The following is a 16,941-nucleotide window of genomic DNA, read 5'->3' as shown; positions in this document are numbered from 1 at the left end:
CATCAGTCCCCTACCGACTTCCGCTGCACGATGAAAGCCGCGCAGTGGAACGAGGACGTCCGCCAAGTCCAGCATTTGCGCCTGTTCCAGAACGTGGCCGCGGCCAACCTGGAAACGCTGCTCAAGGAATTCCGCGCCTGTGAACTGGAGCGCGGGGAAATCCTGCTGTCGCCGTTCAACCGCAACCATTTCCTTTATATGGTGCTGTCCGGGCACCTGACCGTGTACCTGGGCTCCCTGGACAACCAGCCGGTAACCACCCTGCGCCCCGGCGACTGCGCCGGCGAGATCAGCTTCATCGACAGCGACCACCCTTCTGCCTACGTCGTCGCCAGTGAACCGTCCACCGTACTGCGCCTGCACCGCGAGGCGCTGATCGGCCTGTTCGAACAATCCCCGCAGATCATGCAGAACCTCCTCTCGGTCCTCTGCGAGCGGGTCCGCCAGGGCAACCGGATCATTCTCGATACCGAACAGAACGCCAACATCGACACCCTCACCGGGCTGTTCAACCGGCGCTGGCTGGAACACATCTACGACCGCGAGAGCACCCGCTGCGCCTTCAACGAGCAGCCGCTGTGCATGCTCATGCTCGACGTCGACCACTTCAAGAACTACAACGACGAGCACGGCCACCTGTCCGGCGACTACGCCCTCTGCCTGGTCGCCCACACCCTGCGCAGCCAGCTGCGGCCCAAGGACAGCATGGCGCGCTACGGCGGCGAGGAGTTCGTCATCCTCCTCCCGGAGATCGCCATCGAGGAAGCCCGGCGCATCGGCAACCGCCTGCGCCAGAGCCTGGAACAGGTCGCCTCCTTCTATTCCCCGGTGGGCATCCTGCCCGGCGTCACCGTGTCCCTGGGCCTGGCCCAGATGGACTTCCAGGAAAACCTGCCCAGCCTCATCCAGCGCGCCGACGGCGCCCTCTACCAGGCCAAGCAGAAAGGCCGCAACTGCCTCTGCGGTTGAGATCGCAGCTCCGGCGGACTCCTTCTGTTAGATTGCGCCCCAGCAATCAACCAACAAGACCAAAAACAAAAAAGCTGGGAAGCTGACATGCGCAAACTGCTGATCGTCCTGCTCGTCCTGCTGGCCGTTGGCCTGGGGATCTTCTTCAACCTGCCGGGCTATATGGACCGGAAGATGAACACCGTGGCCAGCCCACCGCCCTACCCCGCCTCGCCGCAGGCCCAGGCACTGCATCAGAGCCTGTTCGTCGCCGACCTGCACGACGACGCCCTGCTCTGGGACCGCAACCTGCTCGACCGCCACGACCACGGCCATACCGATGTGCCGCGCCTGATCGAAGGCCACGTCGGCCTGCAGGTGTTCTCCACCGTCACCAAGACCCCGCGCGGCCTGAACTACGACAGCAACGGCGCCGACAGCGACAACATCACCCCGTTGATCATCGCCCAGCGCTGGCCGGCGCGAACCTGGAACAGCCTGCTGGAGCGCGCCCTGTACCAGGGCGAACTGCTCGACAAGGCCGCCGCCGACAGCCAGGGCAAGCTGACCCTGATCCGCAGCCGCGACGACCTGACCCGCTACCTTGCCGCCTGGCAGAAGGACCCGAAACAGCTCGCCGGCATCCTCGCCACCGAAGGCCTGCACCCGCTGGAAGGCCAGCTGGAAAACATCGACCGCATGTACGAAGCGGGCTTCCGCATCATGGGCCTGACGCACTTCTTCGACAACGAAGTCGGCGGCTCCGCCCACGGCCTGAAGAAAGGCGGCCTGACCGCCTTCGGTCGCCAGGTCATCCCGCGTCTGGAAGAAAAGAAGATGCTCATCGACCTGGCCCACGCCTCGCGCCCGCTGATCGATGACGTACTGGCCATCGCCAGGCGCCCGCTGATCGTCTCCCACACCGGGGTTGCCGGCACCTGCCCCGGCCCGCGTAACCTGACCGACGCCCACCTGCGCGGCATCGCCAACACCGGCGGGGTGATCGGCATCGGCTACTGGGACGGTGCGGTCTGCGAAACCTCCGTGGACGCCATCGTCAAGGCCATGCGCTATGCCGCCGACAAGGTCGGCGTGGAACACGTCGCGCTGGGCTCGGATTTCGACGGCGCGGTCAACGCCCCCTTCGACACCACCGGCCTCGCGCAGCTGACCCAGGGCCTGGCCAAGGCCGGTTTCAGCGACGCCGACATCGCCGCGATCATGGGCGGCAACGTGCGCCGGCTGCTGCTGGAGAACCTTCCGTAGGCCAAGTCAATAGGCACGATGCCCGTGGCACTTCGCCCTGCGGGCATCTTGCATTACACTGGCGGCCGTTCATTCCTTAACCAGTCCGAGATCACCGTGCTCAAAGCACTCAAGAAAATCTTCAGCAAGGGCGAAGGCGAGCAGCCCGTCGCCACCCCGGCAGCCCCCGCTCCCGCTGCCTCCCAGCCCGCCCAGAGCGGCGAAAAGCGTCCGCGCAAACCGCGCAATCCGCGCCCCGAAGGCGAAGCTTCCGAGAAGCCGGCCCGCGGCCCGAAGAGCGACAAACCCCGCGCCGAGCGTGCCGACAAAGGCGAACGCGGCGAAAAACGCGAGCACGCTCCCCGAAACGAGCCTGCCAAGGACGAGGGCGCCGACAAGCCCCGCCAGCCCAAGCCGCGCCGCGAGCGCAAGCCGCGCCCGCCGGTGGTGGACAACTGGAAGCTGGAAGACTTCGTGGTGGAGCCGGCCGAAGGCAAGACCCGCTTCCACGACTTCAACCTCGACCCGCGCCTGATGCATGCCATCCATGACCTGGGCTTCCCCTACTGCACGCCGATCCAGGCGCAGGTGCTGGGCTTCACCCTGCGCGGCCAGGACGCCATCGGCCGCGCCCAGACCGGCACCGGCAAGACCGCCGCGTTCCTCATCTCGATCATCACCCAGCTGCTGCAGACCCCGCCGCCGAAAGAGCGCTACATGGGCGAGCCGCGTGCGCTGATCATCGCGCCGACCCGCGAGCTGGTGGTGCAGATCGCCAACGACGCCCTGGGCCTGGCCAAGTACACCGGCCTGAACGTCATGAGCTTCGTCGGCGGCATGGACTTCGACAAGCAGCTGCGCACCCTGGAATCGCGCTTCTGCGACATCCTCGTGGCCACCCCCGGCCGCCTGCTGGACTTCAACCAGCGCGGCGAGGTGCACCTGGACATGGTCGAGGTGATGGTGCTGGACGAAGCCGACCGCATGCTCGACATGGGCTTCATCCCCCAGGTCCGCCAGATCATCCGCCAGACCCCGTACAAGGGCGAGCGCCAGACCCTGCTGTTCTCCGCCACCTTCACCGACGACGTGATGAACCTGGCCAAGCAGTGGACGGTCGACCCGGCCATCGTCGAGATCGAGCCGGAAAACGTCGCCAGCGACACCGTCGAGCAGCACGTCTATGCCGTGGCCGGCAGCGACAAGTACAAGCTGCTGTACAACCTGATCGCGCAGAACGACTGGACCCGCGTGATGGTCTTCGCCAACCGCAAGGACGAGGTACGCCGCATCGAGGAACGCCTGACCAAGGACGGCATCAGCGCCGCCCAGATGTCCGGCGACGTGCCGCAGCACAAGCGCATCAAGGTCCTGGAAGGCTTCCGTGAAGGCAAGATCCGCGTCCTGGTCGCCACCGACGTCGCCGGCCGCGGCATCCACGTCGACGGCATCAGCCACGTGATCAACTTCACCCTGCCCGAAGATCCGGACGACTACGTGCACCGCATCGGCCGTACCGGCCGTGCCGGCGCCACCGGTACCTCGATCAGCTTCGCCGGCGAGGACGATGCCTTCGCCCTGCCACCGATCGAAGAACTGCTGGGTCGCAAGATCACCTGCGAAATGCCGCCCACCGAGCTGCTCAAGCCGGTCCCGCGCAAGCACTGATCGCCCCGGCGATCGAAGAAGGCGAAGCCACCCGGCTTCGCCTTTTTTGTTTCCGCCAGCGTTACCGCGGGTGACGCCACCCTTCCCACCTCCGCTGAAATCACCCTCATCCCCACGCTAGAGCCTCGCGTTATTCCCGCCGGACCCGCTGGGACGACCGTGCGGCATTCCGCCGCGAACAATGGCACCGCGCCATCTTCCAGCGGAAACCAGCCCCGCCCCGGCCTTTCCCGCTCAGTTTTATTTACAGACGTAAAAAAATTCGCACGCTTCTTGCAAAGCACGCGAGAACAATTCCAAGAACTCGTCGGAATCCTCCCATGCCCTTGCGCGCCAAACTTGCTCTGAGTTTCCTCTCGGTCGGCCTGATCCCCGTGCTGGTGATGGCCATCGTGGTCTATCTCCAGGCCAGCCGTGCCCTCGAAGACCAAAGCCTGAACGCCCTGGAGGCGGTCGCCAGCATCAAGCAGCGGCAGCTGATGGATGCCTGGAAATCCCGCAATGACCAGCTCAGCAGCCTGGCCACCAACCTGGGCAGCAACTATGCGGGCCTGGACAGCGAGTCGCTGGTGACCACCGCCAACTACGACCGGCCGGTGTTCGAGAACTTCATCAAGACCTTCGGCTATCGCGAGCTGCGTCTGGTCTCCGGCGACGGCACCGTGGTCTTCAGCCTCGGCCGCGGCGTGGACTACCAGCAGAACGTCGATGCGCCGAAATGGCGCGACACGCCCTTCGGCCAGTTCATCCGTGGCGCGCTGAGCAGCGGCAAGCCCAGCATCAGTGATCTGGAAACCGCCCTGGACGACCCGCAGCCGGTGCAATGGCTGGCCGCGCCGATCAAGGACAACGGCAAGCTGCAATTGCTGCTGGTGCTGGAGCTGCCGCTGACCGCGATCAACGAGGTGATGCAGAGCCGCCAGGGCCTGGGCGAATCCGGCGAGACCTACCTGGTGGGCGACGACGGCAGCCTGCGCTCGGACTCGGCGCGCTTCGCCGATCACCATGTGCGCCGCGACAAGGAAGCTCCGGTAACGCTGCCCGGCCAGGCCATCGAGAAAGCCCTGGCCGGCGAGCAGGGTCGCCTCACCGAGCCAGGCCTGAGCAACGAGCCGGCACTGAAATCCTTCGTTCCGCTGAGCCTGGACGGTCAGCACTGGGCGCTGGTGGCGGAAATGGACCAGGCCCAGGCCTTCGCCCCGGTGCGCAAGCTGATGTGGCAGATCCTCGTGCTCGGCGTGCTGACCCTGCTGGGCGTCGCCGCCGGCACCTGGGTCGTGAGTCGCAGCGTGATGCGCCCGCTGGGCGGCGAGCCGGCCAGCATGGCCGCGCTGGCCCAGCGCCTGGCCAGCGGCGAGCTGCGCCTGGGCGACGACGCCAGCGCCAGCAGCGGCCTGATGCAGGCCCTGCGCGAAATGACCACGGCCTGGCGCCAGGTGGTCGAACGCCTGCGCCAGGCCAGCGAGGCGGTGGGCGACGCCAGCGGCGACATCCTCGACGCCGCCGGGCGCACCAGCCATCACCTCGACCAGCAGCAGGAAGCCCTGGAGATGGTGGTCAGCGCCGTCGACCAGATGGCCGCCACCGTGCAGGAAATCGCCGGCAGCGCCAGCCGCAGCGCCGACGGCAGCGCCGCCGCGCGGGAAGCCTTCGTCGCCATGCAGGGCACCCTGCAGCACATGATCGGCCGCCAGGACCAGTTGCTGGTCGGCCTGCGCCAGGCCGACGGCGTGGTGCAGACCCTGGCCGGCGAAAGCCAGCAGATCGGCTCGGTGCTGGACGTGATCCGCTCCATTGCCGAACAGACCAACCTGCTGGCTCTCAACGCCGCCATCGAGGCCGCCCGTGCCGGTGAGGCAGGCCGCGGCTTCGCCGTGGTCGCCGACGAGGTGCGCAGCCTCGCCCAGCGCACCCGCAGCGCCACCGACGAGATCGTCGCTATCGTCGGCAGCCTGGGGGATTCCTCGGTGCAGGCGCAGTCGAGCATGAGCGGCGCCAGCGAACAGGCGCATACCCTGGAGCAGGACACCCAGGCCGTGCTGCAAGCCCTCGGCGCGCTGGACGACTCCCTGCAGGGCGTGCACGCCATGGCCTTCCAGATCGCCGCCGCCGCCGAACAGCAGGCCGCCACGACCCAGGAAGTGAACCAGCACATGCACCGCCTGAGCGACATGACCGTGGAAAACCGCAAGACCGCCGCCCACACCCGCGACTGCGGCGAACACCTGCGCCGCGTCGCCGGCAGCCAGGAAGAGCTGGTGGCGCAGTTCAAGCTGTAAGCCTTCAGCCGGGGATCACCCTGTAGGAGCGAGCTTGCTCGCGGACCGCACGACACCGGAACCCCCGGCAGAATGCGTTCGCGAGCAAGGACTGGGCGTCCCCCTCGGTCCTACGAAAAGCCCACCCGACCACACGCCCTTGCCGATAAAGACAGCAGAGTCCAGAATGGAAAAATAAATCCATACCTGGAGTCTCGCCATGTCCGCCGCCACGCCTTTCACCCTCAACCAGGCCGACGCCGAACGCCTGCTGGAACAGGTCGACGTGCTCCAGGCGATGCGCGACATGTTCGTCGAGCTGGCCGCCGGCAGCGCTGTGCAGCCCGCGCAGCAACTGGTGGAATTCCCCAACGGCGGCGGCGACTTCATCAACTACCTGGGCGTGCTGGCTTCGCAGCAGGTCTACGGGGTGAAGACCTCGCCGTACATCGTGCGCCAGCCCAAGTCGCTGGTGACCGCGTGGAGCCTGCTGATGTCCATGGACAGCGGCCAGCCGCTGTTGCTGTGCGATGCCGGCAGCCTGACCACCGCGCGCACCGCCGCAACCACCGCACTCGCCGTGCAGGAATTGGCTCGTCCGGATGCCAAGCGCCTGGCCATCGTCGGCAGCGGCCCGGTTGCCCGTGCGCACCTGCGCTACGTCGCTGGCCTGCGTGACTGGCAGAGCATCCGCGTGTACTCGCCGAACCTGAATGCCGGCGTGCTGGCCCAGTTCGGCGCCATCGATTCCCGCGCCGAACCGGCCACCAGTGTCGAAGCCGCCGTGGCCGACGCCGACGTGGTGCTGCTGTGCACCTCCTCCGGCACTCCGGTGCTGGACCCGGCGATCCTCGGCAAGCCGGCGCTGATCACCTCCATCAGCACCAACGTTGCCCGCGCCCACGAAGTGCCGCCCCAGTCGCTGGCGCAGATGGATGTGTACTGCGACTACCGCGCCACCACCCCGGCCTCCGCCGGCGAGATGCGCCTGGCGCGCGACGAGCATGGCTGGGACGGCGCCATCCGTGGCGACCTGCCGGAGCTGGTCAGCGGCCAGGCCGCCAGGCCGGATTACCAGCGCCACGCCTTCTTCCGCTCCATCGGCCTGGGCCTGGAAGACGTCGCCCTGGCCAATGCGCTCTATACATCTGCAACGCAAGAACGCCTGAGCCGGAGACGAACATGATCGAAGTCGACTTCCTCATCATCGGCGGCGGTATCGCCGGCGCCTCCACCGGCTATTTCCTCTCCCGCCACGGCAAGGTCGCCGTGTTGGAGCGCGAATCCCACGCCGGCTATCACTCCACCGGCCGCTCGGCAGCGCTGTACACCGTCGCCTACGGCACGCCCCAGGTGCGCGCCCTGACCGCCGCCAGCCGCGCCTTCTTCGACAACCCGCCAGAAGGCTTCGTCGAACACCCGATCCTCACCCCGCGTGGCGAAATGACCGTGGACTTCGAAGGCAACCCGGAAGAGCTGCAGCGCCAGTATGAAAGCGCCCTGGCCAGCGTTCCCGAGATGCGCCTGCTGAACGCCGACGAAGCCTGCGCCATCGTCCCCGTGCTGCGCCGCGAGAAAGTCCATGGCGCGATGCTCGACCCCAGCGCCGCCGACATCGACACCGATGGCCTGCTGCAGGGCTATCTGCGCGGTATCCGGCGCAACGGCGGCAGCGTGCAGCTGGACAGCGAAGCCCTGGAAATCAGCCGAATCGACGGCGCCTGGGAAGTGCGCTGCGCGCAGCAGACCTACCGTGCGCCCGTGCTGGTCAACGCAGCAGGCAGCTGGTCCGACAAGGTCGCCGAACTCGCAGGTGCCGCTCCCCTGGGCCTCACGCCCAAGCGCCGCGCGGCCTTCCTGTTCAGCCCGCCGGAGGGTATCGACAGCCATGCCTGGCCGGTGCTGGTGAGCCTGGACGAATCCTTCTACTTCAAGCCCGACGCCGGCATGCTGCTCGGTTCGCCGGCCAACGCCGACCCGGTGGAACCCCACGACGTACAGCCCGAAGAGCTGGACATCGCCCTGGGCATCTACCAGATCGAGGAACACACCACCCTCAGCATCCGCCGCCCGAGCCATACCTGGGCCGGCCTGCGCTCGTTCTTCGCCGACGGCGACCTGGTGTCCGGCTATGATCCGGCCACGCCCGGCCTCTACTGGGTCGCGGGGCAAGGCGGCTACGGCATCCAGACCTCGGCGGCGATGGGCGAGGCCAGCGCCGCGCTGATCCGCCGCGAGGCGCTGCCCGAGCACCTGGCCCGTCACGGCCTGACCGCCGAGATGCTGTCGCCGGCACGCCTGCTGGCCGAGTGAGCCGCCGTTCGTGACAGCCCGCGGGCGCTTGCGGCACACTCGCCAGCGCCCGCCCGACCTCCTTCCCGAGAGCCTTGCCCATGACCGCCGCTGATCCGCTGGACAACTACAAGGCCATCGCCGACGCCATCGCCGCGCTGTTCTTCCCCCACGCCGAAGTGGTCATCCACGACCTGCGCAACCAGCGCGTGGCGTACCTGGCGAACAACATCTCCAAGCGCGAGATCGGCGACGATTCGGCCCTTGAAGACATGCTCGAAGGCGGCCACGACGAACGCAACATCGGCCCCTACGAGAAGCTCAACTGGGACGGCCAGAAGATCCGCTCCATCAGCACTGTATTGCGCGACGCCAGGGGCGAGCCGCTGGCGGTGCTGTGCATCAACCTCAACATCACCCTGTTCGAGACCGCCAAGGCAGCGCTCGACCTGTTCCTCTCCTCCAGCAAGGTCATCCCACAGCCAGACGCGCTGTTCCGCGACGACTGGCAGGAGCGCATCAACACCTTCCTGCATGGCTGGCTGCAGCAGCGCCAGCTGAGCCTCTCCACCCTCAGCCGCGACCACAAGCGCGAACTGGTCCTGGCGCTGCACGCCGAGGGCGCGTTCAAGGGCAAGAGCGCGGCGAACTATGTGGCCAACGTGCTGAACATGGGGCGGGCGACGGTGTACAAGCATTTGAAGGAGTTGAAGGAAGAGGCTTGAGGGCCGCCTGACGTGAGCTCACGAAGAGCCCCTGTCAGTGGTTGGGCATTCTCGCTCCGCTCAGGCATACGCGCGGACTCCGTGTTTCGCCCCCTCGGGCGAGTTACTTTCTCAAACGCCAGAAAGTAACCAAAGGGCTTGCCCCTGCCATCCGGCTTTTCGCTTCGCGAAAAGTACCCTCGGTTCCTCGGAGTTTCAGGGGGCCGCCGCCAAGGGCCATCCATGGCCAGTCGCGGCTTGCGCGGCATCCATGCCGCTCTCCCCCTGAAACTCCGATCACCTTCGGCCTCCTGAAAGGGGCACTTCGGTGCGTGCGGATAGTTCGCTGGAAGACTTTCAGAGCAAGGGCAAGAGCAAGGACGAGCGTTGTGGTGTGAGGCGGTGTGTTTCCGTAGGAGCGGACCTTGTCCGCGAAATCCCTCGCGGCGGAACTCACTTTTCCCAGGTAACACCGATGTACAGCGCCCGATTGTATGAGCGAGCTTGCTCGCGAACCGCACTCTGCCGGCACTTCCCATGAACACGTGGGTCTTGCGGCGTGGAGCCTGCGATACCCATCGAATCCCGCGCGAGGACAGCATGGGTATCGCAAGCTCCACCCATCCTACGTTTGTGCTTCGCCGTGGTTCCGGTGGGGGTGGGAACTCTGCTCGCGGACAAGGTCCGCTCCTACGGGGAAATACGGTGCCATGCGGTTCGCCAGCAAGCTCGCTCCTACGAAGAGCTCATTCGCCGCTTTGGCTTTGGCTCCTGGAGACTTCCAGAGAAATATCCACACACTCCGACTGCCCCGTTCAGAAGGCCTCGTTGAAGCGCAGTTTCAGGGGTTGAGCGACATGGATGTCGCGAGAGCGCTGTCGGGCCAGGGATGGCCCGTCAGCGCGTGCCCCTGAAACTGCGCTTCAACGAGGGAATTTTTCGCCCCAAGCGAAAAACCGGATGTCCGGGGCAAGACCTTTTGGTTCCTTTTGGGGCGTTTGCCAAAAGGGACTCGCCCGAGGGGGCGAAACACAGAGTCCGTGCGCAAACCGAAGCGACGCTGGAACACCCAACTGGAAGCAGGAAAATTACGGGCATGGCGCGCCCCTACAAATGGCGCCGGAATACAGAGTCTCCCGTTAATACGGGAGCCCGCCGCGGAGGACATCGCGGACGAAGTCCGCTCCTACGACAGCCAAAACTCCGCGCAGGGCAAGCTCACTCCTAAGAAAAACAAAGGCCGCCCGAAGGCGGCCTTTGCAACAGCGAGACGGAAAGATCAGTCCCCGTAGATATCGCTCTTGAAGTACTTGCCCTCGATTTCCTTGTACTTGCCATTGGCCCGCAGCGCATCGATGGCGGCGTTGAGCTGGCCGACCAGTTCGGTGTTGCCCTTGCGTACCGCGATACCGGCGCCCTCGCCGAAGTATTTCGGGTCCTTGAACTCCGGCCCGATGAAGGCGAAGCCCTTGCCGCGCGGGGTTTCCAGGAAGCCGATCTCCAGCGGGATGGAGTCGGCGAAGGTGCCGTCCAGGCGGCCCGCCAGCAGGTCCAGGTAGATCTCGTCCTGGCTGGTGTAGCGCACCACGTTGGCGCCAGCCTTGCCCAGTACCTCGGTGGCGAAGCGGTCGGCGGTGGAGCCGCGCTGCACGCCGATGTTCTTGCCCTTGAGCTGGCTGAACTGCTCGTCCAGCGGCGAGCCTTCCTTCATCACCAGGCGGCCCGGGGTGAAGTAGTACTTGTGGGTGAAGTCCACCGAGTGCTTGCGCTCTTCGGTGATGGTGATGGAGGACAGCGCGGCGTCGATCTTGCGTACCTTCAGCGAGGGGATCAGGCCATCGTATTCCTGCTCGACCCACTGGCACTTGCGCTTCATCTCGGCGCACAGCGCGTTGCCGATGTCGTAGTCGAAGCCGGCGATGCCGCCTTCGGGGGTCTTGTAGGCGAAGGGCGGGTAGGCCGCCTCGATGCCGATGCGCAGCGGCTTGTCGTCGGCATGGGAGAAGGTGGCGAAGGCGGCCAGCATCAGGCCGCCCAGCAGGGCTTTGCGATTCATCGATGAACTCCGTTGTGTGGTCGCCGGGGCGAGCGCCGGCCGGTACGTCCTGGCAGTGAGTACGGCATTTCCGGGTTCGTCCAGGGGCGCGAAGCCAAAGCTCGCAGCGGCATTGCCTTGCCCTGACCCAGGCGAACGACTTCTTGTTCTGGTCGGTTCACGCGCAGGCGCGCGTAAACTTAAAATCCAATCTGGACTAAAAAGTACACATCGTCAATCGCCATTAACGCCGCCCGATCGTAGGGCGGATAACGCCTCGGGCGTTATCCGCCATCCGTCTTTCACGGATGGCGAGGCGGCGGATAAAGCGTTCCGCTTTATCCGCCCTACGGGTTACTTGACGCGACGCAGCATCATCCTGCGGCAGCCCGGCGCACTCTCCTTTGCGGTTCAACCGCTACTCCTTCGGAGGGATGTGGCTCAGCGGAGCGGCGCTTTAGTCTGGAGGCGTTCCACAGCGATCCGAGGAGGATTCGAACGATTCTTTCGCATGATTGACCGTAGCTTCCACGGTTTACCTTTTGGCAGATGCCCGAAGCCCCCGCGATACGCTCATGTCGCTGGGGCTTTTCTTTTGCCTGGGGAAAGGTGCTACGAGGAAGTCGGGAGCTCGGGCCGCCCTCACCCCAACCCTCTCCCAAGGGGAGAGGGGGCTGTTCGGCGTGGAGATGAGGTTTGGCGTCAGCCGGAAACCAAGGCAGGCAAGGCAAAGGGCGGACACTAGGTCCGCCAAGGGAGGTCGGGTTCAGCCGCCGCTGAGGTTCATGAAGCGCAGCACCTGCACGTCGCCGACGCTGAACTCATGGCGCGCCGGCTTGCGCGCGAGAGCGCTGCGCAGGGCTTCGAGGATCGGTTCGTCGTGAATCGGATGGCGGCGCAGCAGGCCGCGCAGGTCCAGGGAGTTCTCGTGGCCCAGGCACAGCAGCAGGCGGCCTTCGGCGGTCAGGCGCAGGCGATTGCAGGTGGCGCAGAAGTTGTGCGAATGCGGCGAGATGAAGCCGATGCGCGTGCCCGGATGCTGCGCCAGGCGCACATAGCGGGCCGGGCCACCGCTGTGCTCGGCACTGTCGAGCAGTTCGTGGCGTTCGGCGATCAGCGCGCGGACTTCGTCGCTGGAGCAGAAGCTTTCCTCGCGCTCGCGGCCGACCTGGCCGAGCGGCATCTCCTCGATGAAGCTGATGTCCAGCCCGTGGGCGATGGCGTAGTCCACCAGCGCCGGCACCTCGTCGGCGTTGCGGCCCTTCATCACCACGCAGTTGAGCTTGATGTGCTCGAAGCCGGCCTGCTGGGCGGCGTCGATACCGCGCAATACCTGCTCCAGGCGGCCGGTGCGGGTGATGGCGGCGAAGCGTTGCGGATCGAGGGTGTCGAGGCTGATGTTCAGGCGAGTCAGCCCGGCGGCGCGCAGGTCGCCGGCCAGGCGGCCGAGTTGCGAGCCGTTGCTGGTCATGCATAGTTCGCGTAGGCCGGGCAGCGCCGCGAGGCGTTCGCAGAGGTGGACGATGCCGGGGCGCACCAGCGGTTCGCCGCCGGTGAGGCGCAGCTTCTTCACACCGCGCTCGACGAAAATGCGCGCAACCCGCTCGATCTCTTCCAGGGTCAGCACCTGCTGGCGCGGCAGGAAGCGCATGTTCTCCGCCATGCAGTAGACGCAGCGGAAGTCGCAGCGGTCGGTTACGGACAGGCGCAGGTAGTCGATCTTGCGGCCCTGGCCGTCGATCCATTCGGACATGGTGTTTCACTCCGGCCAACCCTCGCTATCCACGGCGAGGGCCGAAATTCATGGCCGTTTCCGAAGCCCCTCTCTCCGCTGGGGGAGGAATTGGGAGAGAGGGGCCCGGAACCGGTTCACTGCACCAGCGGCGACTCCGCCCCGTCGAAGACGAAGCCGTCGATCCGCGCTTCACCGGCCAGCACGCTGATGTACTGGCTGACGGCACGCTGCAGCACCTGGGCGCGCAGGTAGCCGGCGATGCGCGGGCGCGCCTCGGCGAAGTCCAGCGGCTCACCACCCTCGCGCTCGATCAGCTCGACCACGTGCAGGCCGTAGCGACTTTCCAGCGGGTGGCCGAGCAGGCCGGGTTGCTGTTGCAGCAGGCGTTTTTCGAACTCGGGGACAGTCTGTCCCGGTTCGATCCAGCCCAGGTCACCGCCGTCGTCCTTCGACGGGCAATCGGAGAAGCGCATGGCCTTCTCGGTGAAACGCTCGGGATGCTCGCGCAGTTCGGCCAGCAGCTCCTCGGCCTGCTCGCGGGCCTTGGCGCGGCCGTCCAGGTCGTCCGGTGCGCAGCCCAGCAGCACATGGCGCAGACGCATGCGCCAGGGCGACGTCAGGCGGGCAGGATTGGCTGCGTACCATTGGCGGCAGCTGGCTTCGTCGGCTTCGGGCACGCCGACTTCCTGGTCGATCAGGGCGCGGATGCGCGCTTCTTCCGGCGCCTCGCCCTCTTCCGCCTCGGCGGTCAGGCCCAGGGCATCGGCGCGCTGCACCAGCAGCTGGCGCACGACCAGCGCGCGGCAGGCGGAGTAAAGCGCTTGTGCATGGCTGGCAGCGGGGTGGTATTGCAGCTCGCGGGCCAGTTCGTCCTCGGCGATGGCGACGCCGTTGACTTCGATTTTCGGCAGGTCGACGTGTTCGACCTTGGCTTCGTAGTGGGAGCAACTCATTTCGATAACCTCCGTTTACCCTCTCCCCGGCCCTCTCCCTGAAGGGAGAGGGGGAAGAGCCTGGGGCGAATGACGCACCAGCGTCATCCGCCGCTTCATCACGCTGCGCGACGCTTGGTGCGGACCACCTGGTAGCGACGGCCGAAGTACCACACCGGGGCGCTGACGATGTGCACCAGGCGGGTGAAGGGGAACAGCACGAACAGGGTCAGGCCGAGGGTCACGTGCAGCTTGTAGACCAGCGAGACCGGCGCGATCGCCTCGGCGGCGGCCAGCGGCTGGAAGGTGACGATGGACTGCGCCCAGTTGGCCAGCATGACCATCACCGAACCATCCAGGTGATGAGTCGACGCGACTATGGTGGACAGGCCGAGGATCAGCTGGACGTAGAGCACCAGCAGGATCATCAGGTCCGACGCGTTGCCGGTGGCGCGTACGCGCTCATTGGTCAGGCGGCGCAGGATCAGGCCGGTCAGGCCGATGAAGCAGAGGATGCCGAAGAAGCCGCCGGACACCATCGCCAGCAGTTGCTTCTGCTCGGTGCTGATCAGGTGCTCGTAGACCGCGTGCGGAGTCAGCAGACCGACGAAGTGGCCGGCGAGGATGAACAGCACGCCCACATGGAACAGGTTGCTGTACACACGCATGCCCTTCTTGCTCAGCATCTGGCTGGAGCCGGCTTTCCAGGTGTATTGCGACAGGTCGAAGCGCGCCCAGCTGCCGATCAGGCAGATGGCGAGCGCGACGTAGGGATAGATCCCGAACGCTAGAAGATCGAGGGACATGTTCAGACTCCTTCTCTGGCCGCCCGGTACTGCATCTGCGGCACCGGCTGGGCGACCCACTGCATGGGTTGTTCGGCGGACGAGGACATGCGTCGCGCGCTGGTGGATGGGCAACCGACGGCCGGCTCGGTGAAACTCACCGGGGTTTCTTCCCAGGCCTTGTCGATGGCTTCCAGGCTGTCGTCGCGCACTTCCTGTTCGCGGTCGCGCTTGAGCGCGCCGAGGTCGGGCTGCTCGCCGGACAGCTCCAGCAGGCTGTTGAAGATCGCCGCATAGCTGCTGCCGCGCTCTTCCAGGCGCAGGGCGATCAGCGCGAGGATGTGGGCGACTTCGGCCAGGCCGACGCGGGCCGACTCGGCGTCCTGCAGGGCAAGGAACTCCAGGTACAGCGGCAGGTAATCCGGCAGCTCGTTGACGTCGATGACCAGGCCCGCCTGGGTGTAGCGGTCCATCAGGTCGACCATCGCCTGGCCACGGTCACGGCTTTCGCCGTGCACGTGTTCGAACAGCAGCAGCGAGACCGAGCGACCACGCTCGAACAGGCCGTCGTAACGGGCCTGGACGTCGAGGATGTCGCCCTTGCACAGCTCGTTGAGCAGCGCGGCGAGGCCGTCGCGCTGCTTTTCCGAGAGGTCGCAGGTGCGGATCAGGGCGTGCAGCGCCAGGCTTTCCTCGCGCAGTTCGACGCGCGGGTAGTCCAGCAGCAGTGCGCTGAGCTTGAGCAGTTGGCTATGGCTCTCAAGGGAGATTCCCATCACTGTCACTCCTGTATCTGCACGGTCTGGATGACGTTGCGCTTGTCCACGGCCTTGCCGCCGAACAGGTTCACGCCAGAATTGCTGCCAGAGCTGCTGGAGCAACCGTTGCCGAAGCTGAAGCCGCAACCCGAACGCTCGGCGAAGGCATCCGACAGCGCCTCTTCACGGTGCGCAGTGGGGATGACGAAGCGGTCTTCGTAGTTGGCAATCGCCAGGTAGCGGTACATCTCTTCCACCTGGTTCACGGAGAGGCCGACCTTCTTCAGCACTTCCAGGTCCTGCTTGCCTTCCACGTGCTCGGAGCGCTTGTAGGCGCGCATGGCCAGCAGGCGCTTGAGGGCCAGCAGCACCGGGGCGGTGTCGCCAGCGGTCAGCAGGTTGGCCAGGTACTGCACGGGGATGCGCAGGGACTCGACATCCGGGATCACCCCATCGCTGCCGATATGGCCTTCGGAGGCGGCGTTCTGGATCGGCGACAGCGGCGGCACGTACCACACCATCGGCAGCGTGCGGTATTCCGGGTGCAGCGGCAGGGCCAGCTTCCAGTCCATGGCCAGCTTGTACACCGGCGACTTCTGCGCGGATTCGATGACGCTGTCCGGTACGCCGTCCTTGCGGGCCTGCTCGATCACTTTCGGATCGAACGGATCGAGGAAGATTTCCAGCTGCTTCTGGTACAGCTCGCGCTCGTTCTCGCAGGTGGCTACTTCGTGGATGCGGTCGGCGTCATACAGCAGCACGCCGAGGTAGCGGATGCGGCCCACGCAGGTTTCCGAGCAGACGGTCGGTTGGCCGGCCTCTATGCGCGGGTAGCAGAAGATGCACTTCTCGGATTTGCCGCTCTTCCAGTTGAAGTAGATCTTCTTGTACGGGCAGCCGCTGATGCACATGCGCCAGCCGCGGCACTTGTCCTGGTCGATCAGGACGATGCCGTCTTCCTCGCGCTTGTAGATCGCGCCGCTCGGGCAGGAGGCCACGCACGCCGGGTTCAGGCAGTGCTCGCAGAGGCGCGGCAGGTACATCATGAAGGTGTTTTCGTACTCACCGTAGATGTCCGCCTGGACCTGGTCGAAGTTCTTGTCCTTGCGGCGCTTGGCGAACTCGGTGCCGAGGATTTCTTCCCAGTTGGGGCCCCACTCGATCTTGTCCATGCGCTGGCCGGAGACCAGCGAACGCGGGCGGGCAACCGGCTGGTGCTGGGCCTTGGGTGCGGTGTGCAGGTGCTGGTAATCGAAGTCGAAGGGCTCGTAGTAGTCGTCGATTTCCGGCAGGTCCGGGTTGGCGAAGATGTTCGCCAGCACGCGGAACTTGCCGCCGATGCGCGGGACGATGGAGCCGTCGGCGTTACGCTTCCAGCCGCCCTTCCACTTCTCCTGGTTTTCCCATTCTTTCGGGTAACCGATGCCGGGCTTGGTTTCGACGTTGTTGAACCAGGCGTACTCGACGCCTTCGCGGCTGGTCCAGACGTTCTTGCAGGTGATGGAGCAGGTGTGGCAACCGATGCATTTGTCGAGGTTCAGCACCATGCCGACTTGCGAACGAATTTTCATGGCAGTAATC

At 65.7% G+C, this 16,941-nt stretch carries 13 protein-coding genes; 7 read left to right on the top strand and 6 right to left on the bottom strand.

The features are described 5' to 3' along the window. Positions 1–30 precede the first annotated feature (30 nt). From HNP46_RS17115 to HNP46_RS17085, 7 genes are all read left to right on the top strand, one after another. Positions 31–969: a GGDEF domain-containing protein gene (locus HNP46_RS17115; protein ID WP_184591079.1), complete on the top strand. Its 939-nt coding sequence runs from the start codon at positions 31–33 to the stop codon at positions 967–969. 87 nt (positions 970–1,056) lie between these two features. Further along, positions 1,057–2,214, top strand: a complete 1,158-nt coding sequence (locus tag HNP46_RS17110; RefSeq protein ID WP_184591077.1) for a dipeptidase — start codon at positions 1,057–1,059, stop codon at positions 2,212–2,214. Positions 2,215–2,310: 96 nt separating this feature from the next. Continuing rightward, positions 2,311–3,861 (top strand): ATP-dependent RNA helicase RhlB, encoded by a 1,551-nt coding sequence (gene rhlB / locus HNP46_RS17105; protein WP_184591075.1) that lies wholly within the window; start codon positions 2,311–2,313, stop codon positions 3,859–3,861. A gap of 320 nt (positions 3,862–4,181) precedes the next feature. After that, complete coding sequence (locus HNP46_RS17100; RefSeq protein ID WP_184591073.1) at positions 4,182–6,140, top strand: methyl-accepting chemotaxis protein; 1,959 nt, start codon at positions 4,182–4,184, stop codon at positions 6,138–6,140. 199 nt (positions 6,141–6,339) lie between these two features. Then, positions 6,340–7,305, top strand: a complete 966-nt coding sequence (locus tag HNP46_RS17095) for an ornithine cyclodeaminase family protein (protein WP_184591071.1) — start codon at positions 6,340–6,342, stop codon at positions 7,303–7,305. Continuing rightward, a complete protein-coding gene (locus HNP46_RS17090; protein ID WP_184591069.1) occupies positions 7,302–8,432 on the top strand; it encodes an NAD(P)/FAD-dependent oxidoreductase in 1,131 nt (376 codons plus the stop codon). Before HNP46_RS17095 ends, HNP46_RS17090 begins: the two co-directional genes overlap by 4 nt. Positions 8,433–8,512: 80 nt before the next feature. Next, positions 8,513–9,136, top strand: a complete 624-nt coding sequence (locus tag HNP46_RS17085; RefSeq protein WP_184591067.1) for a helix-turn-helix transcriptional regulator — start codon at positions 8,513–8,515, stop codon at positions 9,134–9,136. Positions 9,137–10,394: 1,258 nt separating this feature from the next. Here the strand turns inward: HNP46_RS17085 and HNP46_RS17080 are convergent. From HNP46_RS17080 to narH, 6 genes are all read right to left on the bottom strand, one after another. Continuing rightward, complete coding sequence (locus tag HNP46_RS17080) at positions 10,395–11,171, bottom strand: ABC transporter substrate-binding protein (RefSeq protein ID WP_184591065.1); 777 nt, start codon at positions 11,169–11,171, stop codon at positions 10,395–10,397. 745 nt (positions 11,172–11,916) lie between these two features. Continuing rightward, positions 11,917–12,903: a GTP 3',8-cyclase MoaA gene (moaA, locus tag HNP46_RS17075; protein ID WP_184591063.1), complete on the bottom strand. Its 987-nt coding sequence runs from the start codon at positions 12,901–12,903 to the stop codon at positions 11,917–11,919. 116 nt (positions 12,904–13,019) lie between these two features. Next, positions 13,020–13,838 carry a peptidylprolyl isomerase gene (locus tag HNP46_RS17070; protein WP_184591061.1) on the bottom strand — a complete coding sequence of 273 codons (819 nt, stop codon included), beginning with the start codon at positions 13,836–13,838 and terminating at the stop codon, positions 13,020–13,022. Between the two features lie 98 nt (positions 13,839–13,936). Beyond that, positions 13,937–14,623: a respiratory nitrate reductase subunit gamma gene (narI, locus tag HNP46_RS17065; protein WP_045210685.1), complete on the bottom strand. Its 687-nt coding sequence runs from the start codon at positions 14,621–14,623 to the stop codon at positions 13,937–13,939. Positions 14,624–14,625: 2 nt separating this feature from the next. After that, positions 14,626–15,378: a nitrate reductase molybdenum cofactor assembly chaperone gene (narJ, locus tag HNP46_RS17060; protein ID WP_184591059.1), complete on the bottom strand. Its 753-nt coding sequence runs from the start codon at positions 15,376–15,378 to the stop codon at positions 14,626–14,628. A gap of 5 nt (positions 15,379–15,383) precedes the next feature. Then, positions 15,384–16,931 carry a nitrate reductase subunit beta gene (gene narH, locus HNP46_RS17055; protein WP_184591057.1) on the bottom strand — a complete coding sequence of 516 codons (1,548 nt, stop codon included), beginning with the start codon at positions 16,929–16,931 and terminating at the stop codon, positions 15,384–15,386. Positions 16,932–16,941 lie beyond the last annotated feature (10 nt).

This window comes from Pseudomonas nitroreducens (genome assembly GCF_014204515.1).
Taxonomy (GTDB): domain Bacteria; phylum Pseudomonadota; class Gammaproteobacteria; order Pseudomonadales; family Pseudomonadaceae; genus Pseudomonas; species Pseudomonas nitritireducens_A.
Note: the sequence above shows the minus strand (reverse complement) of the source record. Positions and strands in the feature narration are given on the sequence as shown.

What these genes read in the sequence shown, in the direction of transcription:
- HNP46_RS17095 (WP_184591071.1), top strand. Translation starts at nt 6,340, where the DNA reads ATGTCCGCCGCCACGCCTTTCACCCTCAACCAGGCCGACGCCGAACGC.
- narI (WP_045210685.1), bottom strand. Translation starts at nt 14,623, where the DNA reads ATGTCCCTCGATCTTCTAGCGTTCGGGATCTATCCCTACGTCGCGCTC.
- HNP46_RS17110 (WP_184591077.1), top strand. Translation starts at nt 1,057, where the DNA reads ATGCGCAAACTGCTGATCGTCCTGCTCGTCCTGCTGGCCGTTGGCCTG.
- HNP46_RS17100 (WP_184591073.1), top strand. Translation starts at nt 4,182, where the DNA reads ATGCCCTTGCGCGCCAAACTTGCTCTGAGTTTCCTCTCGGTCGGCCTG.
- HNP46_RS17115 (WP_184591079.1), top strand. Translation starts at nt 31, where the DNA reads ATGAAAGCCGCGCAGTGGAACGAGGACGTCCGCCAAGTCCAGCATTTG.
- HNP46_RS17085 (WP_184591067.1), top strand. Translation starts at nt 8,513, where the DNA reads ATGACCGCCGCTGATCCGCTGGACAACTACAAGGCCATCGCCGACGCC.
- narJ (WP_184591059.1), bottom strand. Translation starts at nt 15,378, where the DNA reads ATGGGAATCTCCCTTGAGAGCCATAGCCAACTGCTCAAGCTCAGCGCA.
- HNP46_RS17090 (WP_184591069.1), top strand. Translation starts at nt 7,302, where the DNA reads ATGATCGAAGTCGACTTCCTCATCATCGGCGGCGGTATCGCCGGCGCC.
- moaA (WP_184591063.1), bottom strand. Translation starts at nt 12,903, where the DNA reads ATGTCCGAATGGATCGACGGCCAGGGCCGCAAGATCGACTACCTGCGC.
- narH (WP_184591057.1), bottom strand. Translation starts at nt 16,931, where the DNA reads ATGAAAATTCGTTCGCAAGTCGGCATGGTGCTGAACCTCGACAAATGC.
- HNP46_RS17080 (WP_184591065.1), bottom strand. Translation starts at nt 11,171, where the DNA reads ATGAATCGCAAAGCCCTGCTGGGCGGCCTGATGCTGGCCGCCTTCGCC.
- HNP46_RS17070 (WP_184591061.1), bottom strand. Translation starts at nt 13,838, where the DNA reads ATGAGTTGCTCCCACTACGAAGCCAAGGTCGAACACGTCGACCTGCCG.